This window comes from Campylobacter concisus (assembly GCF_902460665.1).
Lineage (GTDB): Bacteria > Campylobacterota > Campylobacteria > Campylobacterales > Campylobacteraceae > Campylobacter_A > Campylobacter_A concisus_AL.
The window spans coordinates 119,078-137,520 of record NZ_CABPUR010000004.1; the positions used below are offsets into that span (position 1 = coordinate 119,078).

The 18,443-nt window shown below is 37.3% G+C and carries 18 protein-coding genes and 1 pseudogene; 5 read left to right on the top strand and 14 right to left on the bottom strand.

Going from position 1 to position 18,443, the window contains the following annotated elements; translation table 11 throughout:
* A partial coding sequence (locus F3G66_RS08095; RefSeq protein WP_149707789.1) for a retention module-containing protein occupies positions 1 to 336 on the bottom strand: 336 nt, incomplete at its 3' end.
* Positions 337 to 737: 401 nt separating this feature from the next.
* Positions 738 to 2,195: a hypothetical protein gene (locus F3G66_RS08100; protein WP_149707764.1), complete on the bottom strand. Its 1,458-nt coding sequence runs from the start codon at positions 2,193 to 2,195 to the stop codon at positions 738 to 740.
* A 575-nt stretch (positions 2,196 to 2,770) separates the two neighbouring features.
* Between F3G66_RS08100 and F3G66_RS08105 the strand changes: the two genes are divergently transcribed.
* Positions 2,771 to 4,918, top strand: a complete 2,148-nt coding sequence (locus F3G66_RS08105; protein ID WP_149707765.1) for a site-specific integrase — start codon at positions 2,771 to 2,773, stop codon at positions 4,916 to 4,918.
* 454 nt (positions 4,919 to 5,372) lie between these two features.
* Here the strand turns inward: F3G66_RS08105 and F3G66_RS08115 are convergent, their stop codons facing one another.
* The 9 genes and pseudogenes from F3G66_RS08115 to F3G66_RS08160 all read right to left on the bottom strand — a co-directional run bounded on the left by F3G66_RS08115 (position 5,373) and on the right by F3G66_RS08160 (position 12,075).
* Complete coding sequence (locus tag F3G66_RS08115) at positions 5,373 to 5,885, bottom strand: hypothetical protein (protein WP_034965947.1); 513 nt, start codon at positions 5,883 to 5,885, stop codon at positions 5,373 to 5,375.
* Between the two features lie 119 nt (positions 5,886 to 6,004).
* Positions 6,005 to 7,114, bottom strand: coding sequence for an ABC transporter substrate-binding protein (locus F3G66_RS08120; RefSeq protein WP_103559558.1), 1,110 nt, complete (start codon positions 7,112 to 7,114; stop codon positions 6,005 to 6,007).
* Between the two features lie 17 nt (positions 7,115 to 7,131).
* Complete coding sequence (locus F3G66_RS08125) at positions 7,132 to 8,079, bottom strand: aldo/keto reductase (protein WP_021086681.1); 948 nt, start codon at positions 8,077 to 8,079, stop codon at positions 7,132 to 7,134.
* 23 nt (positions 8,080 to 8,102) lie between these two features.
* A complete protein-coding gene (locus F3G66_RS08130; protein ID WP_009295486.1) occupies positions 8,103 to 8,888 on the bottom strand; it encodes an ABC transporter ATP-binding protein in 786 nt (261 codons plus the stop codon).
* Positions 8,885 to 9,907, bottom strand: a complete 1,023-nt coding sequence (locus F3G66_RS08135) for a FecCD family ABC transporter permease (protein WP_021086678.1) — start codon at positions 9,905 to 9,907, stop codon at positions 8,885 to 8,887. The genes F3G66_RS08130 and F3G66_RS08135 overlap by 4 nt, the downstream gene beginning before the upstream one ends.
* A gap of 178 nt (positions 9,908 to 10,085) precedes the next feature.
* On the bottom strand, positions 10,086 to 10,262 hold the full coding sequence (locus F3G66_RS09835) for a hypothetical protein (RefSeq protein ID WP_410470319.1): 177 nt from the start codon (positions 10,260 to 10,262) through the stop codon (positions 10,086 to 10,088).
* 49 nt (positions 10,263 to 10,311) lie between these two features.
* A complete protein-coding gene (locus F3G66_RS08145) occupies positions 10,312 to 10,614 on the bottom strand; it encodes a hypothetical protein (protein ID WP_021086679.1) in 303 nt (100 codons plus the stop codon).
* A 97-nt stretch (positions 10,615 to 10,711) separates the two neighbouring features.
* Positions 10,712 to 11,609 (bottom strand): annotated as a pseudogene (gene ttdA / locus F3G66_RS08155) (L(+)-tartrate dehydratase subunit alpha).
* On the bottom strand, positions 11,602 to 12,075 hold the full coding sequence (locus F3G66_RS08160) for a ribosomal maturation YjgA family protein (RefSeq protein ID WP_021085657.1): 474 nt from the start codon (positions 12,073 to 12,075) through the stop codon (positions 11,602 to 11,604). The pseudogene ttdA and the gene F3G66_RS08160 overlap by 8 nt, the downstream one beginning before the upstream one ends.
* Before the next feature lie 243 nt (positions 12,076 to 12,318).
* Here F3G66_RS08160 and F3G66_RS08165 point away from each other — a divergent pair, with 243 nt between their 5' ends.
* The 4 genes from F3G66_RS08165 to F3G66_RS08180 all read left to right on the top strand — a co-directional run bounded on the left by F3G66_RS08165 (position 12,319) and on the right by F3G66_RS08180 (position 15,098).
* Positions 12,319 to 13,377: a GNAT family N-acetyltransferase gene (locus tag F3G66_RS08165; protein WP_149707766.1), complete on the top strand. Its 1,059-nt coding sequence runs from the start codon at positions 12,319 to 12,321 to the stop codon at positions 13,375 to 13,377.
* A complete protein-coding gene (locus F3G66_RS08170) occupies positions 13,355 to 13,726 on the top strand; it encodes an ASCH domain-containing protein (protein ID WP_035142766.1) in 372 nt (123 codons plus the stop codon). The genes F3G66_RS08165 and F3G66_RS08170 overlap by 23 nt, the downstream gene beginning before the upstream one ends.
* Before the next feature lie 248 nt (positions 13,727 to 13,974).
* Positions 13,975 to 14,610 carry a hypothetical protein gene (locus tag F3G66_RS08175; protein ID WP_223154247.1) on the top strand — a complete coding sequence of 212 codons (636 nt, stop codon included), beginning with the start codon at positions 13,975 to 13,977 and terminating at the stop codon, positions 14,608 to 14,610.
* 14 nt (positions 14,611 to 14,624) lie between these two features.
* Positions 14,625 to 15,098 (top strand): N-acetyltransferase, encoded by a 474-nt coding sequence (locus tag F3G66_RS08180; protein ID WP_149707767.1) that lies wholly within the window; start codon positions 14,625 to 14,627, stop codon positions 15,096 to 15,098.
* A gap of 412 nt (positions 15,099 to 15,510) precedes the next feature.
* On the opposite strand, the gene larB is transcribed toward F3G66_RS08180, so the two are convergent.
* Genes larB through larC form a run of 3 tightly spaced genes read right to left on the bottom strand, consistent with a single transcriptional unit; the run spans position 15,511 to position 18,413 of the window.
* The gene (larB, locus tag F3G66_RS08185) at positions 15,511 to 16,257 is read right to left on the bottom strand and encodes a nickel pincer cofactor biosynthesis protein LarB (RefSeq protein ID WP_021085655.1); all 747 of its coding nucleotides are present in this window, start codon (positions 16,255 to 16,257) and stop codon (positions 15,511 to 15,513) included.
* Positions 16,244 to 17,023: an ATP-dependent sacrificial sulfur transferase LarE gene (gene larE, locus F3G66_RS08190; protein WP_149707768.1), complete on the bottom strand. Its 780-nt coding sequence runs from the start codon at positions 17,021 to 17,023 to the stop codon at positions 16,244 to 16,246. Before larE ends, larB begins: the two co-directional genes overlap by 14 nt.
* Positions 16,995 to 18,413 carry a nickel pincer cofactor biosynthesis protein LarC gene (gene larC / locus F3G66_RS08195; protein WP_021085667.1) on the bottom strand — a complete coding sequence of 473 codons (1,419 nt, stop codon included), beginning with the start codon at positions 18,411 to 18,413 and terminating at the stop codon, positions 16,995 to 16,997. Before larC ends, larE begins: the two co-directional genes overlap by 29 nt.
* Positions 18,414 to 18,443 lie beyond the last annotated feature (30 nt).

Genomic DNA, 18,443 nt, shown 5'->3' on the forward strand with positions numbered 1-18,443 from the left:
ATTACCACCTGCTTGTGGACCACCTGCAGCAGTTTCTTCTAGAGCATTAAGATCTGTTCCTTTTAAGATGGCTTGTTGTAAAGCTGAGATATCAGCTACTGTTTCGTTATTGTTAGAGTCTTGATCTAGAGTTATAGTATCTTTACCTATTAGAGTTATTTCTTTACCATCAGTTTGAGTTATTGTTACTTTAGAGTCAGAGCTATCTGTAATTATCTTTTCGTTTTGGTAGACGATGTCTCCAACGCTAAGATTTCTTACTTCTCCAGTTGCATTGTTAAGAGCTCTTACGCTTCCCCCAGTTACACTTTTAACTACTCCAGCTTCGTTAGCCATGACATTCTCCTTGATCTTGAGTATGATTTATTTAAAATTGGAAGAATTATATAAATTTTAAAAGGGCTTGTCTATTGTACTTTGGTACGATATAAGAGATATTTATAATATAAATAAACGGCATTGTGATACTTCAGAATTTACTTACCATTACTCTACCCCTAGAATATATGACCACCTGATCACCTTTTTATAGCGTTTTATCTTTTAATTAATTTTGGGTTTTTATTTTTATAGTCGCTATCTAAGCCAACTATGAGCATAAAAGGTGTCTCGCATTCGCTTTGATTAACCAAATCTTTTATCTGAGAATTTTACTCAGCTAAATTTGCAATAAAAAAGTAAGAAATTTTACTATGAATCAAACTTCTAGAAAATAAGCCCTCTAAAACTTAGGTATTTTATGTTACTACTATACTTTGGATATCTCTAGAAAATTTCTCTACCCCCATCTCCATCAAAGCATCATCTTTTGTAAATTTACCCCTTAGCTCTGGAATTTCATTGACTATCATCTCTCTTATCTCTGGGTTGATATTTGCTATTTCTAGTAAAAGACCCAAGCTTTTGTCATTAAAGTCTCTTAGTCTGATATTTTCACTTTTCAAACTTTCAGCTTTACGTGTTAGAGATTGATTTTCTCTATTCTTACTCTCTATCAATGCACTTTGTTCATCTATTTTTGTTTGTTGATTAGTATGTGCTTTTAGTTTGTGTCTAAGAATTGTTATCTCATTATCTTGCTCAGCTTGGATCTCTTTTAAATTATCTAGCTCTTTTTCTAGCTGTTCTTTTTCTTTTAAGACTTCTATGCTTTTCTTTTTATCTTCCCCTATGATCTTGTTTTGTTCTATTATTTGCCCAGTAAGAAGCTCTACTTGTTCTTTTAGCTTCTTATCGGATGTGATGGTTATATTTTCTTGTAGCTGTTCAAAAACAGAATTTCTAAGACCTGCTATTAAAGCTCTTTTTTCATTTGGCTCTAACCTAAAGTACTCGTCGCCCCACAAAGGCTCTTTCTTTTGCATATACTTATTTGCTTCCGCTTCTATAAGCTTTTGAATTTTCTCTTTTAGCTCTTGCTCGCTTTGATATTCTCTTGCTATTTGGTGCATTTGGGTTAAGCTCTTGTGTCTATTATTACTTGGCTTGCCACGAAGTACTTGGCCTTTAAATGCCTCTGCTCCCATATCTTGTAGCTCTTTACCAAATTTTGCTGTTTGTGATCTGCCGCTAAATCTCAAATTTGCATGCTTCTCAAAGTTATAGTTTGTAAAGATGATCTGATAGTGTTTGGTCTTCTCATCATTATGTTCAGCTATGAGCAGGCACTTTACACCATACTTTGAGCAGTATGCATTTATAAATCTCATTACTCTATCCATGCATATGTTTTCATTTACAAATTTTGATTCCTCGCCATTTAGTCCTTCTTTTGGTTTTTTCTTCCTATCTGTGCCAAACGTGATGATAATCTCACAAAAGCTACTCATATCTTTACGCCAAGACTTATTTATAAGAGTTTCTATGCCCTTTCGTTTTTGTGTATAAGACTGATTGGTATAGTCTTTCTCAAAGCTTTCTTGAAAGCCTTTAAGAAAATTCTTTACAAAGGCTATATTGCGTAGTTCATCATCTTTGGCGTTAGCATCTCTCATATTGCCATTATTATTAAACTCGCTTAGGAGCTTGTAGCGATTAATAGTGGCTGGATTTTTGTTGAGATACTTTATATGTTTCTTTTGATTTTTCTCACGACATGCATGTGCAAATCTACCTATAGCTCTACCATATGTTAAAAAATCTGACCTTACGTTTATAACTAGATTGTGATCATTTATTGTATATGCATTAGCCATGGCAAATCACCTCACTACATAAACTTTCTTTCGTGCTAGCGGTGCTAGTTACTATCAATAAAAATTTTTTCATTTTTATCCTTTTAAAAAGATATTTATAGTAATTACACCAATTTTGGAAAAAATTTCAGCTAGAAATGCAAAATTTTGTAAAAAAGTTTATTTTTTAAGAAAGAAAAATTAAAAATATTAAAATGATGGAGATTAAAAGTGCGTATTTAAAGGAGTTTGAGATAAAAAGCCAGAAGAAAGAATTTAAAACAAATTTATTTTTATGGTATTAAAAGGGTGATGACTTTATAATCGTTGAAATTTTTAAGAGACTGTCCCACTTTAGTAACTAAGTGTTCCACTCTTAAAGGAAATTTTAAAGAAAGGGAAAGAACAAAAGCATCACTGCTAATGCCTAAAATAGGGTGTTTTGGTGTCACGGGGGAGACTTGAACTCCCGACCTCCGGCTTATGAGGGTTTAAAAATAAACCTTGTGTAAGCACCAAAAAGACGGCACATGGCCAGTTTCACACTAGATATCTGCTACATTTTGCTACAAAGTTATATTGCATAGGTAACAAAGATGCAATATCTAGTCAAACGAAATGGCATATACTACTTTAGAGTAGCTATCCCACTATATCTGAGGCCTTATTTTGGTAATAAAACCGAATATATAACCTCCTTCCTCACAAAACGCTTTGATACAGCAAAAAATCATGCTAAGATCTACTCTATAATTTTTAACGCGATCAAAAAGGCATGGAAGATGAATTTGAGTAGCGAGCTTATAGAGCACTTGGTGCTTATGCTTTTAAAAGCCAAGGAGGCCAAAAGTATCAAAGAGCATGATATGCTTGGCAGATATATAAATTTAGATGGACTACTATCACTAAATTTGTTTTTAAAACAGAGTTTAAAAGAAGATAGCTTGCCCAGTGTAATATCAAAAGAGGTTGATGATATCTGCAAAAAGCTATCTTGTACTGACTCTCACACCAAAAAGCTTCTTGGCAAAAGGGTGCTTGAGGCAACGATAGATAACATAAATCACATATCATATAAGATGTGCAAAAATCAAAAGCTACTAAATGATAAGCAACAAGCATTTGTGCCACTTGGTAAAAAACATAAGAGCACAAATTTAGATAATGGCACCAAAGACGAGATAGCAAAAGGTGTTAAAGAGGCTAACATAGATAGCTATCAAGACGACATAGAGACTTTAAAAAAGCAGAATTTGGTGCTGCCTTTCACTAAAAAGTCCTTAAAACACTCTGTTTGCGAGCTAAGAGATGCTATAAATGAGCTAGCCAAGCAAAAAGGTGCACTCACACAAAACGATATCCTAAGAATATTTGGTTGTGAGTTATCACCAGATGGAGACAACGAGCTAAGTGATGATCTAAAATTTGGGTATGGAAATTTAGATGATCCTACCTTTGGCGGTCAGGTAAAGCTATACAAGGCAGATAAATATGAAGATAAGGGCATAGTTTTAAGTGACATTGAGGCTAAAGACCTTGCGATAGATGATACAAGTGATGCTAGTGGCATGACTTTCAATGAAGCTATAAATTTCTTTCAAAAGCTCTTCTCAAATAGAGCTAAAAGCTTTAAATCCAATCTAACATCAACTACCAAAAGCGAGAGCAAAGCTGACATGGTCACACTAAAGAGTGCATTTGAAAACTATGTATCAAACACGAGTATTTCAAACAACTGGAGTGATAGCACATTTGGCCTTGTTAGACATGTAGGAAAGCTAATGTATATGAATTTTGGTGATGAACTAGATATTAAAAAGATAAAAAGAGATGACTTGCTAAATTTTAGAAATGTCTTACTACATCTACCAACCAAACTCTCTCAAAATAGTCTCTATAAAGATAAAAGCTTAGATGAGATCATAGCTTTAGCAAAAGATAGGCCAAAAATTTCTAAATCAACCATCAAGAAGTATATTGTTAGAGTTAGTGAGTTTTTTAAATACTGCTACGATAGTGACTATATGGATAAGAACCCAGCTATAGATCTGCAAATAAATATAAACCAAGATGATGTTACAAATAAAAACCCTTATGAAGATAGTGATGTAAACGCACTTTTGGATATTGTTAGTAAGATTAGATCAAGTGGTGATACTAAAAGTCAAAGGATTAGCAAAGATGAGCTATTTTTCGTTACTCATATAGCAGCTTACTCTGGCATGAGGCTAAATGAGATAATCCAGCTAAACACAGATGACATAGTTGAAAAATATAACATAGTATGCTTTAGTTTAAATACAAAAATAGATGTAAAAACAGGTAAGAGCAAGACTTTAAAGACTAGAAACTCTGTAAGGATAGTTCCTATCCACTCTAAGTTAAGTAGCATTGGGCTGCTTGAATTTATAGAGAGTAAAAAGAAGCTAGCTAGGAAATGCGGCAAAGCAGTTAGGTTATTTAGCTGTGATAATAAAGACTTTTCTGAGTATTTTAGAAAGAAGATCAATACTAAAGTTATAAAAGATGGTGATAAAACAAGGACATTTCACTCATTTAGACACACTTTCATAAACAAGCTCATCCAAAGCGGCCAGAGGGTTGAACATATAGCTGCCCTAGTAGGACACGAACAACAATACAAGATCACTATGAATACTTATGGCGAACCAGTAACTCCTAAAATTCTAAAGGATCTAGTAGAAGAGATAAATTTTTATCAAGAAGGGGAAGGGTGGGTGTAGTAAACTATTTAAAATGATGGCATTGTTAGAATAAATAGTAAAGGTTGATTTATAATTTAAGGTTATTTAAGATTCTAAAATTATGCTTAATTTTATAGCTTTTTAATATTTTGCTATATGTTATTTTATTTATCTTAAACGGATCAATAAACAACGAAAAGCATAAGCTGAACCAGCTTGCATATATATTCTATATATGGTATTTGCTATCAAAAAGCCATCTTGTATTTCATCTGGGTGAGGATACTTTTTGTCCGACAAGTCAGACAAAAATACCTCGTTAGGGATAGTCCCTAAAACCCCATATTTATTATACAGCCTAAAAAATTACTGTATTTTGTTCCATAAGAACCAAACACTAATAACTCAAACGCATCTTTATTTTCAAAAAAATACCCTCCTTACTGGTTTGTCCAGTAAAGAGGGCACATATCAAAACCCTTCTCTTTTTCTTTTATAGAACTTTTGCGTTATATACTTCTTCGGGCTTAGCGGCCAATAGTCTTGCTGCCATATCTTTTTTCATCTGAATCAAAGTAGTCTCTTCTTCTTCACTTCTATCTTCTTTTCTTGATAATTCAATAAATTCTTTTAGTACAAAACCTGGCTTTATGGTTATAACGACTGTTTTATCTCTATACTTGAATTTAAAATAATATCTTCCATGGGGACTTTCTAAGACTTCTTCAGCTTCTTTTAAATTAATATCAACGGAAATTCTACCACCTGTTACGCATCTTGTTACCATTTCAAAAGCATCTAGCCCTCCCGGTCCCGGAAATGCTGTAATAAGATATATCTCTCTTCTTTCTAATAATTTCCCATCATCTAAAAGTGGAAAGGCTCTACTCATGACTTGAAATGCATGAGCTACTCCCCCGGGATAACCTACACCATGATAGTTTAGTAAATCATCAAAGCTATATTCTAATTCATGTCCTTTTTCTAATACTTTTATTTTATCCATGTTTCTTCCTTTCTTGTTAAAACTACTTCCTCAATATTGTAGCAACTTCATCATCTGATAATTTGTAATCATATTTCTAATACTTTTATTTATCCATGTTTCTTCCTTTCTTATTAAAACTACTTCCTCAATATTGTAGCAACTTCATCATCTGATAATTTGTAATCATATACATATTCAAAGAAATTCTTTAACTCTACTTCCATGTCCATATCTGAAAACAATTGTGGATACTGTATTTTTGCAGCCCATTTAACTGTAAGCGGAGTTTCAACCCCAGGAGGATCCCACCTATAAACACCTATAGGAATTTTGTATACTTGTTTGTTAGCTACAGCTTTAATTGTTGACCAGTCTCTACCTTCCTGCTTATTTTCAATAAAGTCTTCCGGCATTAAGTCTGAATGATTTCCTAAATAAATGATATCAGGGTTCCATACAATCATCTGCTCCATGTCCACTTCAGCCAATTTACCCTTAAGCTCGTGGGCCGGATTATGGGCTCCACTTGGTTTCATCCAATGGTCGTATGTTTTTACAGCTATTTTCATGTCACTATAAAACTCTATAACTTTTGGTTTATCTTCATCTTTTATTTCAGCTAACTTTGATGTTACTTCATTAATTCCTTTGTCCATATATTCAACTAATAAGTCGCCACGTTCTTTCTTTTGAAGTACTTCAGATATCATTTTTATATTTTCTTTTATACTGTCAAATTCTGCCCTCTTTAAAGCTACTACCTTAAGTCCTGCAGCTTCCATTTTTTCAATTTCTTTCTCAATATTCGAATAAATAAACACTACATCCGGTTTTAGCTTCAATAACTCTTCCACGTTAACAACTGAGTCTTTTGAACACCATTTAGTATTCGCATTAGCTAGTTGTGGATACATGTTTTTTAAAACACTTTCTTCAAAAGCTTTAATAGAAGATGGGTTGCATCCTACAATTTTATCTGTCTTTCCATCAATTGCATATATTATAGACGGAAGAGGCTTGTCCACCGTTGCAATTCTTTCCGGTGTTTTTTCAAATTTAATCGTTTTTCCTCTAACATCAGTAACCGAGTATTCGCTTTCTTTTACCTCTTTAACTTCTCGCACTTGACTAGCTTCTTTTTCCTTGTTTTCACTGATTTCATTTTTATTACTTTGAGAGCTGCCGTCACAAGCATTTAAAATTAATGCTAGTACTAAAAATAATAATAAACTAATCCTTCTTTTCATTTTTCCTCCTTTGAAAATTATACACTTAGTGGATAAACTCCAAACAAATCTGCAACTTCTTCTCTTAATATATGAGGTCTTTGTCTAAGAGCTTTGCCAACTTCTATCTTTCTTTCTAAATCAACTTGATTAATTCTTTCTTTTAATTTTCCTTCTTGTTCACTCCTTTCTTTAGCAGAGTAAGGTTCTTGATATAGGGTTTTAATAGCTTCATTAATTTCATCTTTTGAATTAAAGGTTCCCAGTACAGAATCTATAAAAGGAAAGGACAGAATATATGCATATGCCGCTTGAACCAAAGTTTGGTCTTCTTTTATACGAATAGCGTTAAATATATCTTCATAAAGCAACAAGTCTCCTGTTGCCAGCGGATTCATAGCTATTGTCCCTATATCTTTTTCATGAGTCTTCATTATTCCTTTTAATCTGTATTTGGAATTAATTATATTAAAGCCCTGTAAACTATAATCAAATTTATACTCCCCAATCATCTCAATTAGTTCTTTATTTTGTAAGTGTGAAGAAAAAGTAATATGCTTAATAAGTCCTTCTTCTCTTGCTTTTTCCATCTCTCTTATAGCTCCATAGTTTTTAGCTCCTCTCCATTCTTCAAAAGATTTTACACCCCAAAGACAAGTAAAGGAGTCAATACAACTTATTCCTAAATTCTTCAAAGAATTTTCAAGATTTTTTCGAAATGTTTTAGAATCTCCGGCATGTGTCTTTGACATAATATAAAATGGTTTTTTATGCTTCTTCATTTCTTTTATGGCTGCACCTAATATAAGTTCTGAACAATTGTTTCCATAAGTATCGCCGGTTTCAAAGAAATTTATTCCTTGTTTATATGCATAGAAGAAATTTTCTGCATGTTTATCTATATCTTGGGGATTCTTTAAGTGATGACTTCCCATAGATATTCTTGAAATTTGTATGCCTGTAGATCCTAATTTTCTATATTCCATTCATTAACCTCCTTCTAACAGTTCTATATGGCTTTATAAGGTGCAACTGTTTTGTATTCAACTTCTTCTGCTTGAAAAATTAAAATTTTAGCTTTGATCTGAAAATACTTTTGTAAGTTATCTTCAGTAATGGCTTTCGAACTTTCATCAAAGGTTGTTTTGTAGTCACTACCGATAAACAAAGTTTTGTCAGATATCTGCAATGCATGACTAGGAAAATGAGTGTTTATTATGCAAGCAGATTTTTTATTTACATTTATATGTTTAATTGCCTCTATGATTCTAATTTGATTCTTCATATCCAGGTTTGACTCCGGTTCATCTAAAATAAGAAGTTTTGGATTAGAAACAAGAGCTCTCGCAATCATAACCATTTGAAGCTCTCCTCCGGATAGCTCATCACAGTATCTATTTGATAGCTTTTCAACTCCTAATTCTTTTAAAGTTTCATAAGCTTTATCATAATCTTCCTTCGTAGGGATATGGAAAAAACTGTTTTCCTTGTCTAAACCCATCACAACCATTTCTAAAACCCCATAACTAAACACACTTTTCTTAACTTGAGGAACATAACTTAAGTTTTCCCATAATTCTTTTTCTGCATATTCATTTATATCTTTGCCGAACAATAAGGCTTTTCCCGTGTCCCATTTTAAAAATCCCATAAGACACCTTAAGAAAGTAGTTTTACCCACCCCATTGGGTCCAAGAATGGACATTACTTCTTCTTCTTTTAAATCAAATGAAATATCTTTTAAAATTTTTCTCTTGTCATATGAAAAAGTACCTTTTTTAACTTGGAGTATCATCTTCTTTCTCCCGAATTCTTTCTAAGTATAGTTATGAATAATGGCGCACCTATAAATGCTGTTAATATTGAAATGGGAATTTCATTGCTTGTAGCTGCTCTTGAAAGGGTATCTATCAGTAATAAATAAATTGCTCCCATAACACAACAAGTTGGAATAAGGTACCTATTATCATTTCCGATAACCATTCTCGCCAAATGGGGAATTATTAAACCTATCCATCCTATAATTCCACATACAGAAACTGTAGTTGCAGTTATCAATGTTGAGAGTAAGATAACCACAATACGTAATTTTTTTACATTAATTCCTAAAGACCTAGCCTCATCAGAATCTAGAGATAAAAGATTCAATTTCCACCTTAATAGAAAGAAGCCGAAAATACAAGGTATTATTATTATTGAACAAATAACAAGATCTCTATAGGATACACTTGCTAAACTTCCCAGCAACCACATAGTGATAGTTGGAAGCTTATCTTCCGGATCTGCTATATATTTAATAAATGATATTGAAGCATCAAATAGTGACTTTACAATTACTCCGGATAAAACTAACACATACAAATCTGTTCGTTTTTTTACTCTGGATAGGTTTAAAACTATATAAACTGCTAAAAGCCCCAGAAGCAAAGAAACATGCTGAGTCACTATCATGTCTAGGGATAATAATATAGATAAAGCCGCCCCAAAACCTGCTCCTGAAGACACCCCTAGTAAGTCCGGGCTAACTAAAGGGTTTGAAAAAACAGTTTGATATGCTGCTCCTGCCAGTGATAGCCCTGCACCTACTAAAACTCCCATAAGTATTCTAGGTAGTCTTATGTCAATTACTACACTAGTTTCATGTACATCTAAGCCGCTAACATCTCCGGTTATTGTTTTGTATATAATCATAAATGCTTTATAGGGGCTAACCTGATATCTTCCTAAACAAATACAAGTTAGTATTAAAAGCAATAGCAATACAAAGAGAACCAATATGCATAATTTTTTATTCTTAAAGAAACCTTTCCCCATTTATCCACTCTTTCTAATTAATAGTAAAAATCTTTTATATAGTCTCCTATCCTCAATATAAAGAAGTTAACAAAATTTTTTTAGATATTTGCTCTAAATTAGGACTTAAGGATAAGTCATAAGAGATTATTTCATTTGTATACATATCAAGTATTGGTGAAATGTTGCATTTACCCCATTAAAAGTTAAATTGAGATACATCAGTACTCCATTTTTGTAACGGCTTATCAGCTTTAAAATTTCTGTCTATTATATTATCAGCAATCTTGCCTACTTTACCTTTGTATGAATGATATTTTTTCTTTACACTATTAAGAATCCTATTATGAGTTACTTCATAATCTCCGTTTGCCATGATTTACCCTCCTTTCTTTAAATGTAACTTGGTTGTATTATAGCACTTGTTATATTTGAAAGTCAAGATATTGATACGCATATTCATCTTTAAAATGGTCATCATCATACTCTTCATATACATAATCATAATTTAACCTAAAATGCACATTACCAATGTACGCATCTACCATTGTTGTGTTAGCAGTCGGTTTTTTAGTGTAGGCTTCGATAGTTAGGCTTGCTGGCAAAAAAGATTCTTGGTAAGTAAATTCACTTTTGGCAATAACACATTTTTCATTTAGGTATGAACTACAAAATTCTAAAAACTTAGCTCCTAATTCATCTGCTAGCTCTCTTTGTGTGCTAGCCAAATCTACAAACTGATGTGCCCCGTGAGGTAGATCACGTCGCCGATTTTGATATTTGAAAGATCCTCGGCGCTTATAGGCGTGATTAAAATTTTCTTACTCATAGCGCAAACTCTTTGTGCGATTTTACGGCAAAGCTTAGCTCTGCGTCCCAGACGATGTGACCTTTGCGGTGCGACCAACAGCCCACATTTACAGCAACGGCTATGACGCTTGGGTGGCGGGCGCAGTTTTCGATATGCACGCCCATCACGGAGCTTGCGCCGCTCATGCCTTGTGGGCCGAGGCCGATTTTATTGATGCCCTCTTCGAGCAGCTTTTCGGTTAGCGCGGCGCGCTCGTTTGGATTATGCGAGCCAAGAGGTCTCATCAGCGCTTTTTTAGATAGCAAGGACGCCACATCGATCGAGGTGCCTACGCCTACGCCAACTAACAGCGGCGGACAGGCGTTTATGCCGTAGCTAGTCATTATGTCCATGACGAATTTCACGACTCCCTCATAGCCCATGCCGGGCATCAGCACGGTCGCCTTGCCGGGCAGGCTACAGCCGCCGCCCGCCATATAGGTGTGGATCTCGCACTCGCCGCTATCTGGCACTATCTCCCAAAATACGCTCGGCGTGCCCTTGCCGACATTTTTGCCGGTATTGTACTCATCAAAGGTCTCGACGCTGTTGTGGCGCAGCGGAGCCTCGCGCGTCGCTCTCAGTACGGCCTCTCGCAGCAGCTCCTCAAGCTCGCCGATGAGTGGGAAATTCGCGCCACAACGCACGAAAAACTAGATCACGCCCGTATCCTGACAGGACGGACGGTCTAGCTTTAGCAAGGCGCTGGTTTTCAAACATCGTTTTGTAGATCTCCTTTGCCAGCGGCTGCGTCTCGCGCTCGGCGAGCTCGATTAGCTTCGCCGTCACGTCATCAGGCAGCACTTTGCCCGTGTAGCCGACGAATTTCGCCATGATCTCGGTCATCTTTTGCACGGCTTTTTCTTTATCCATCGCTTCTCCTTTGCTGGTTTTTACTTTCAAATTTTTCATAAACGCCCGCTAGGACGCAGCCAACCGCGTAGCAGAGCAGGTCGGTAAAATCAAACGTTCCGCCGATCATTATTTTTAAAATTTTATTTTCTATGCCCAAAATTTGCACTGCGCCAAAATACTGCGCGAGCTCCAAGGCCGCCGCAAAGGCAAAAATTTTAAGCGCTAAATTTGATGGCGTCACACTAAATATAGCTCTCACAAACGCATAAAGCAAGATGACGGCCAAAACGTCGCCCGCGTAGTGTCGCACAAAGCCGCCCTTTACGCAGATCGCTATGTAAATTTCGACCGCCAAAATCAGTACCGCCGCGGCTAAAAACGCTAGCCTCGTTCTCACACTTTGCTTTGTTTGCAGCTTTTGCTCGTGCCTTACTGCGTCCTTCGGCTCGTTTGGTTTTTGCTCTCTTAAATTTTTCTCTCGCAACGCTTTCCTTTTAAATTTAGCCTTCAAATTTAGCTGTAAAAACCACGTTTCAAATCAAAGTGGGCTAAAACATCACATTTTTCACTTTGATTTGAAACGTAAATTTTTTTAATCTTTTTATTATCGTTTTAAATTCAAAAAATACTTTTAAAGATCCTTGCCGATATTGCAACGATGGCTTTAAAAGAATAAAATTAGATAATCTTTGATACAATTGCTTGGAAAATTTCAAGAGGTGTTAAAATGTCAAATATCCAAGAGAAATATATACGTGAAATTAACACATCTGATTCCTTTTTCGACTCTTTAAGGCAAGACTATAAAGGTTTTGATACATGGATAGCGAAAAAAGCGGACGCTGGCGAAAAAGCATATATACTCTTTGATGATACCAAGATAGTGGCTTTTTTGTATCTAAAAATAGAAAGCCCAATAGATAATACGGATATAAGTCCGACACTTGACACAAATGTGACATGGCTAAAGATAGGAACTCTTAAAATAGATGCGCATGGGACAAAGCTTGGAGAGCGTATTATAAAGAAGATTTTTGATTTTGCCGTAGCAAACAATATTTATAATATCTATGTAACGTCTTTTGAAAAACAAGCACCTTTAATAAAATTATTAAAAAGATATGGGTTTGTCCAGCATAGCAAAAAAATCAATGAGCTAGTATTAACAAAAAATATACCGACTCATGTGCAGGCGCTAAAAAATGATATACTGCTGGACTATCCGGCTATTAATGCGACAAGCGACAAATATCTTTTAAGTATATACCCAAAATATCATACTGGTATGTTCTCGGACTCTATGCTAAACACAGAAAGCTATGACATACTAAAAGACATGTCTGAATCAAATAGTATTCATAAGGTGTATATAACGGAAATGAAAGGTGTCGAGCAACTCAAGAGAGGCGACTGCTTACTCATTTATAGAACAAAAGATAAAAATGCCCAAAGCGCGAACTACTCATCCGTCATAACCTCCTTGTGTGTTGTAGAAGAATATAAAGATTTATCCAGTTTTAGTGACTTGTATGATTTCATCAAGTACTGCAAGCCTCATAATATATTTACTGATGATGAATTAGAGAATATATTTATCAAAAAAAATTACACAAAAATAATAAAAATGGCATACAATATATCATTTAAAAGACGTGTTATTTTAAAGAAGATTAGAGAAATTATAGGTCACGAAGAAGCCTACTGGGGTTTTGTGAAGCTTACAGATGAGGCTTTTTTTGCAATTTTAAAAGAAGGTTTAGTAAATGACAGCATTATTATCCATTAAGCCGGAATTCGCTGAGGCTATTTTTGATGGTACGAAAAAATTTGAGTTTAGAAAGGTAAAATTTAAAAAAAACGTTAATAAGATTAAAGTATATGCCACAAAGCCAGTTGGAAAAATTATAGGAGAATTTATAGTTGATAATATTTTGGAGGCAAGCCCAGAAGAGCTATGGGATAAAACGAGTATGGATGCCGGTATAGATAAAGAAAGATATCTAAAATACTTTAATGGCAAGAGTACCGGTTTTGCCATTAAGATTAAATCCGCAAATAAATATAAAGAGGCAATTTGTCCTTATTTGCAATACCCAAATTTTGTGGCACCACAATCGTTTATGTATATTGGATAAAAAACTATGAATAAAAAAACTCAATCGCATGGCCTATAGCAATTTGTGCAGATTCTGATATTGCAGACAAAATAGAAGTTATACTTCACATCAACCTGTTTTTGCCAAACAATAACGAAAACTCATATATTGAAATTGGGGTATTGGTATCCAGGAAAGAATACAATAACATTAGTAGAAACTTTAACATAAATATCACACTCCCTTTTAAAATATACAAAACTGATTTTATAGACATCAAGGATCGCTTGTGTGATGGTAAAACCATAAACATGATATTTAACGAAGAAACACATCTGGATAAAAATAAATCAAGTTTTAGATTAAAAGAGTATGACCTTGGTAATATTGAGCTCTGTAATACCACCATCAACAATGATACAAGTATTACAATGAGCGTAAAGGAACAACAAAAAAATAGTTATTTCAGATTTAGAGTTACAAATATTAAGGATAAAATATCTGACACAATGCTCTCAGATACTATGACTAACCCTTTTATTAAAGCTATGAAAATCACCGGCATATCTATAAATTTGGATAGACGCTTTACAAAACAAATAGATAATAAAATAAAATTTAAGGAAATTAATACATTTATTATACTAGATTCTACTACGGAACTACTAGAAAAAAATAAGTCAATAAAAAGTTTTAGGGTTTTGGAGGATGATTTGTGGCGTGAATATATAGGTTATGATACCGATTTAAATATGACGGTCTATCAGTTTAAGGAGAGTAATCTTAGTGGTGGGTGCATAGAATCGTATCAACTCTTTTTAAAAAGCCTTCATCATAAAAGTTCAAAATTTGAAAAATACAAATTCCTGTTATTCGTGGTGTTCGTAGCTATAGTGTCTAATTTTATTTATGACCTCTTATAAAGTGTTTTTTTTAAATGATATTCTATGACCCCTCAATTGTCTTAACATCAAATCACATTTTGCCTATAAAGGCAGATATACAGAATAAATATGTATTATATAACTATGTCAAAGAGGCAAAAAAATACTATCCAGAATTTGATGCTTGGTATTTTCTTAACGTGATACCATCTTTAAAAAATGGAACAAAAAAAATAATAACTTCTTGTAACGAAAATGATTTAAGAGGCTTGGCTATTCTAAAATACAGTGAGCAAAAGATATGTCACTTATCTACCATGCCCCCTTACAAGAATAAAGGATACGGAATAAAACTTTTTAAACAAAGCTTTATGGAATTAGAAACAGAAAAACCATTTCTCACGGTGTCGGAAGAAAAATTAGTAGAGTTTAAGCGCATATTTGAATATTTTAGATTCGAACTTACTGATGTTATAGATGGCTACTATAGAAAAGGTAAGAAAGAATATTTTTATAATCAGATATAATCCTACCCCTCAAACTCCAGATCAATCATATAGTTTGTAGTGTTTAGATTATGCGATACGCTTTTAATACTAAATTTTACATTTTCAAGTCTGGTTACGCCGGTTATTTTTAGTTTTACGCCGGCCCTTAGCTCTCTACCAGTGGCGGTAAGCTAGCCGTTCATTCCGCCGCGTTGTAGTTCGTTTAGCTTGGCTTCGCCCTTTTTAAGGCTTCATTGTCTGATTTTGGCTCGGGGATATTTAGCTTATAGGTTTGCTCTCCGCCGCCAATCTTCGCTTGTTTATCTTTACTGTCTTTGCTATCGTGCCACTGCGCTATTACGGCTTGGTAGCTGTTGCGGTTTGCTTCTGTGATCGATAGGCTCTCGTACTCGAATTTAGTCCGTTTATTAGTCCGAGCACGGGCGTAAATTCAGAGATGATTTATCAGGTTCGCGTTATACGCGGCGCCGAATCCGTTGTCGATATTTACGACGCTGACGCCGTTTGCGCAGCTGTTTAGCATCGCTAGCAGAGCCGCCAGCCCGCCGAAACTCGCTCCGTATCCCACGCTGGTGGGTACCGCGATCACCGGCACGCTCACGAGGCCCGCGAGCACGCTAGCTAGCGCGCCTTCCATGCCCGCCACCGCGATCACGACCTTTGCCCCGCGTATTTGCTCTAGATTTGCGATCAGCCTGTGCAGCCCAGCCACGCCCGCATCGCTAAATTTACGCGTGTCGTTGCCTAGAAATCTCGCCGTTTCGTACGCTTCCTCCACTACCGCGCCGTCGGCGGTGCCTGCGGAAACTATCGCGATGTAGCTTTGCGTGAGCGCGGGCTCTTTAAATTTGACGCTGATGACGCGGCCGCGAGCGTTAAACTCCACCTGCGGTAAGATTTCGCGCAGCCGCTCAAAAACCCGCTCGTTCGTGCGCGTGATTAGGATATTTTGCCCTCTCGCGCCGATCGCTTCTGCGATACGCAAAATTTCATCATCGGTCTTGCCCTCGCCGTAGATCACCTCGCCCGCGCCGTTTCGCAGGGCGCGCTGAGTGTCGATTTTGGCGCAGCCCACGTCGCTAAAAGGAAAATACCGTAAAAACTCTATCGCTTCGCGCTCGCTTTTTTCGCCCGATTTTACGGTACGGATGAAATTTAAAGCCTCATCTTTCGTCATTTAAAATCCCCCCGCGAAGCCCCTTTAAATCAAGCAAAATATCATACTCGCCAAGCGCGGCGATCTCGCGTACGACGGCGCTAAAATCTCCCGCGCAAAAGCGTCTAGTCTCGCTCGCACCCATTTGCAGCTTAAAGGCTTTGCCGTCAAATCGCGCGCGAACGTTTAAAAATCCGTGCGAGATTAGCAGATTTTCGGCTCGCTCCACGAGCGAAATTTCCTCCGCGGAAAACTCCCTATCGTGCGGTAAACGCGTCAGAAGGCACGCGTAGCTGGGCTTATCCGCGGTCGGCAGTCCAAGCTCGCGGCTAAGCTCTCTAATCTCTGATTTTTTGAGGCCTTTAAGCGGCGAAAGCACGCCAAGCTCGTCTTTTGCTTTAAGCCCCGGGCGGTATTCGCCAAGGTCGTCTAAGTTCGTACCGTCGGCGACATTTGTAAAGCCTAGATGTTTTGCCAGCTCGATTAACCGTGTAAAAACCGCCTTTTTACAAACGTAGCAGCGATCTTGCGGATTATTTTTTACCGCTTCGGGCGCTTCTAGCTCTAAAATTTCGTGCCTGATGCCGTAAGTACGGGTAAATTCCATCGCCTCTTTTATCTCGCGCCCCGACATATAGGGCGATTTTAGCGTGATAGCTACCGCGCGCCGGCCTAGCGTATCGGCGGCAACGCGCAACAGTAGCGAGCTATCCACGCCGCCGCTAAACGCTACGGCTAAATTTTCCAGCTTTTTTATATCATTTTTTAGAATTTCTAGTTTCGTCATATTTTTTTAAAGTCTCGTTTCTAACCTCGCGGATCGTCGTTTGAAATCTCTGCGCGGCTTTTTTGCAGTCCTCGAATTCGGGCTTGATTTTTAAAATTTCGGGGTAATCTCGGGCTAAATTTTCGTCCGTTAAATTTTGTTCGGCGTTAAAACCGCAAACTCGGCCGCGCGAAATTTTAAGCCTTATTTTGCCGTATTTAGTCTCTACCTCGCAAAACTCGCGCGCAAGCTCCGTTTTCCTCACGACGCACTCTCTAACTCCGATCGCCGTCGTATGCGCGAAAATTAGCCCCTTTATCCGCGCGGCGTCCTGCTTGCGGCACAGCGCGTTTAGCTCAAAGCCCGCGCGCCCCTTTTTCATAAAAATAGACCTGCTAAATACGTCCAGCGCGCCGCTATCTCGCAAAATATCGCACGCAAAGGCAAAGCTCTCGGCGTCCATGTCGTCGATATTAGTGGAGATTAAAATCCGCTCGCAAAGCTCGCCATAGCCGATCTGCACGCTCAAATTTGGCTCATCTCTCAAGCCTAAATCCTCGCTCGTTTCGCAAAGTATCACGCGAAGCGCGTTGGCAAAATCTGCGACGTCTTTATCGCCAGCGCCGTAGCCCGTGCTTAAAATTTTAAAATTTCGCGGCGACTCGCGGCGGTCTTGCTCCCTTAAATTTAGTGCGCAGGCCTTTAAAATAGCCGCTCCTGTGGGCGTAGTCATCTCGAAATTCGCTCGCCCTAGGCTTACTTGCGCGCCTTTTAAAATTTCGCAAACCGCAGGCGCCGGTACGGTCAGCCTGCCGTGAGCGCAGTGCGCAAAACCGCCGCCAAGCTCGATAGGCGAAGCAAAAATTTGCGGCGCACCCAAGGCCTCCAAGCAAATAGCCGCACCCACTACGTCCGCGATGCTGTCCGCGGCGCCCACTTCGTGGAAATGTACTTGCTCTGCGCTAGTGCCGTGGATTTTGGCCTCGGCCTGCGCGATAACGCTAAAAATTTCGCTTGCCGTTTTTTTTACGAAAGCGCTTAGGCTAGAACCCTCGATAAGCTCTAAAATTTGCGTGAAATTTCGCGGACGCGGATGGTTTTGGGCGGGCTTATCCGCTCTAAATTCGGCGCCGTGAATTTTGCCGTTTAAATTTTGACGCGGGCTAAATTTAGCGCCTAAGAGGCCAAGCGGAATTTGGCTCGGATTTGCCGCGCAAACGACGTCTATTTTGGTTGCAGAGATACCGCATTTTAGCACTTTGCGCTTGCGTAGGTAAAATTCGCTAGCTAAATTTAGCTTAGCAAGCTCGGCGCAAAGATAGCTAAAATCCGCGCCCAGATCCACCAGCGCGCCTAAATTCATATCGCCGCTAATACCGCAACTAGCATCATAGTATAAAATTTTAGCCATACTTAAACCTTAGGCACAGTCATAGAGCCA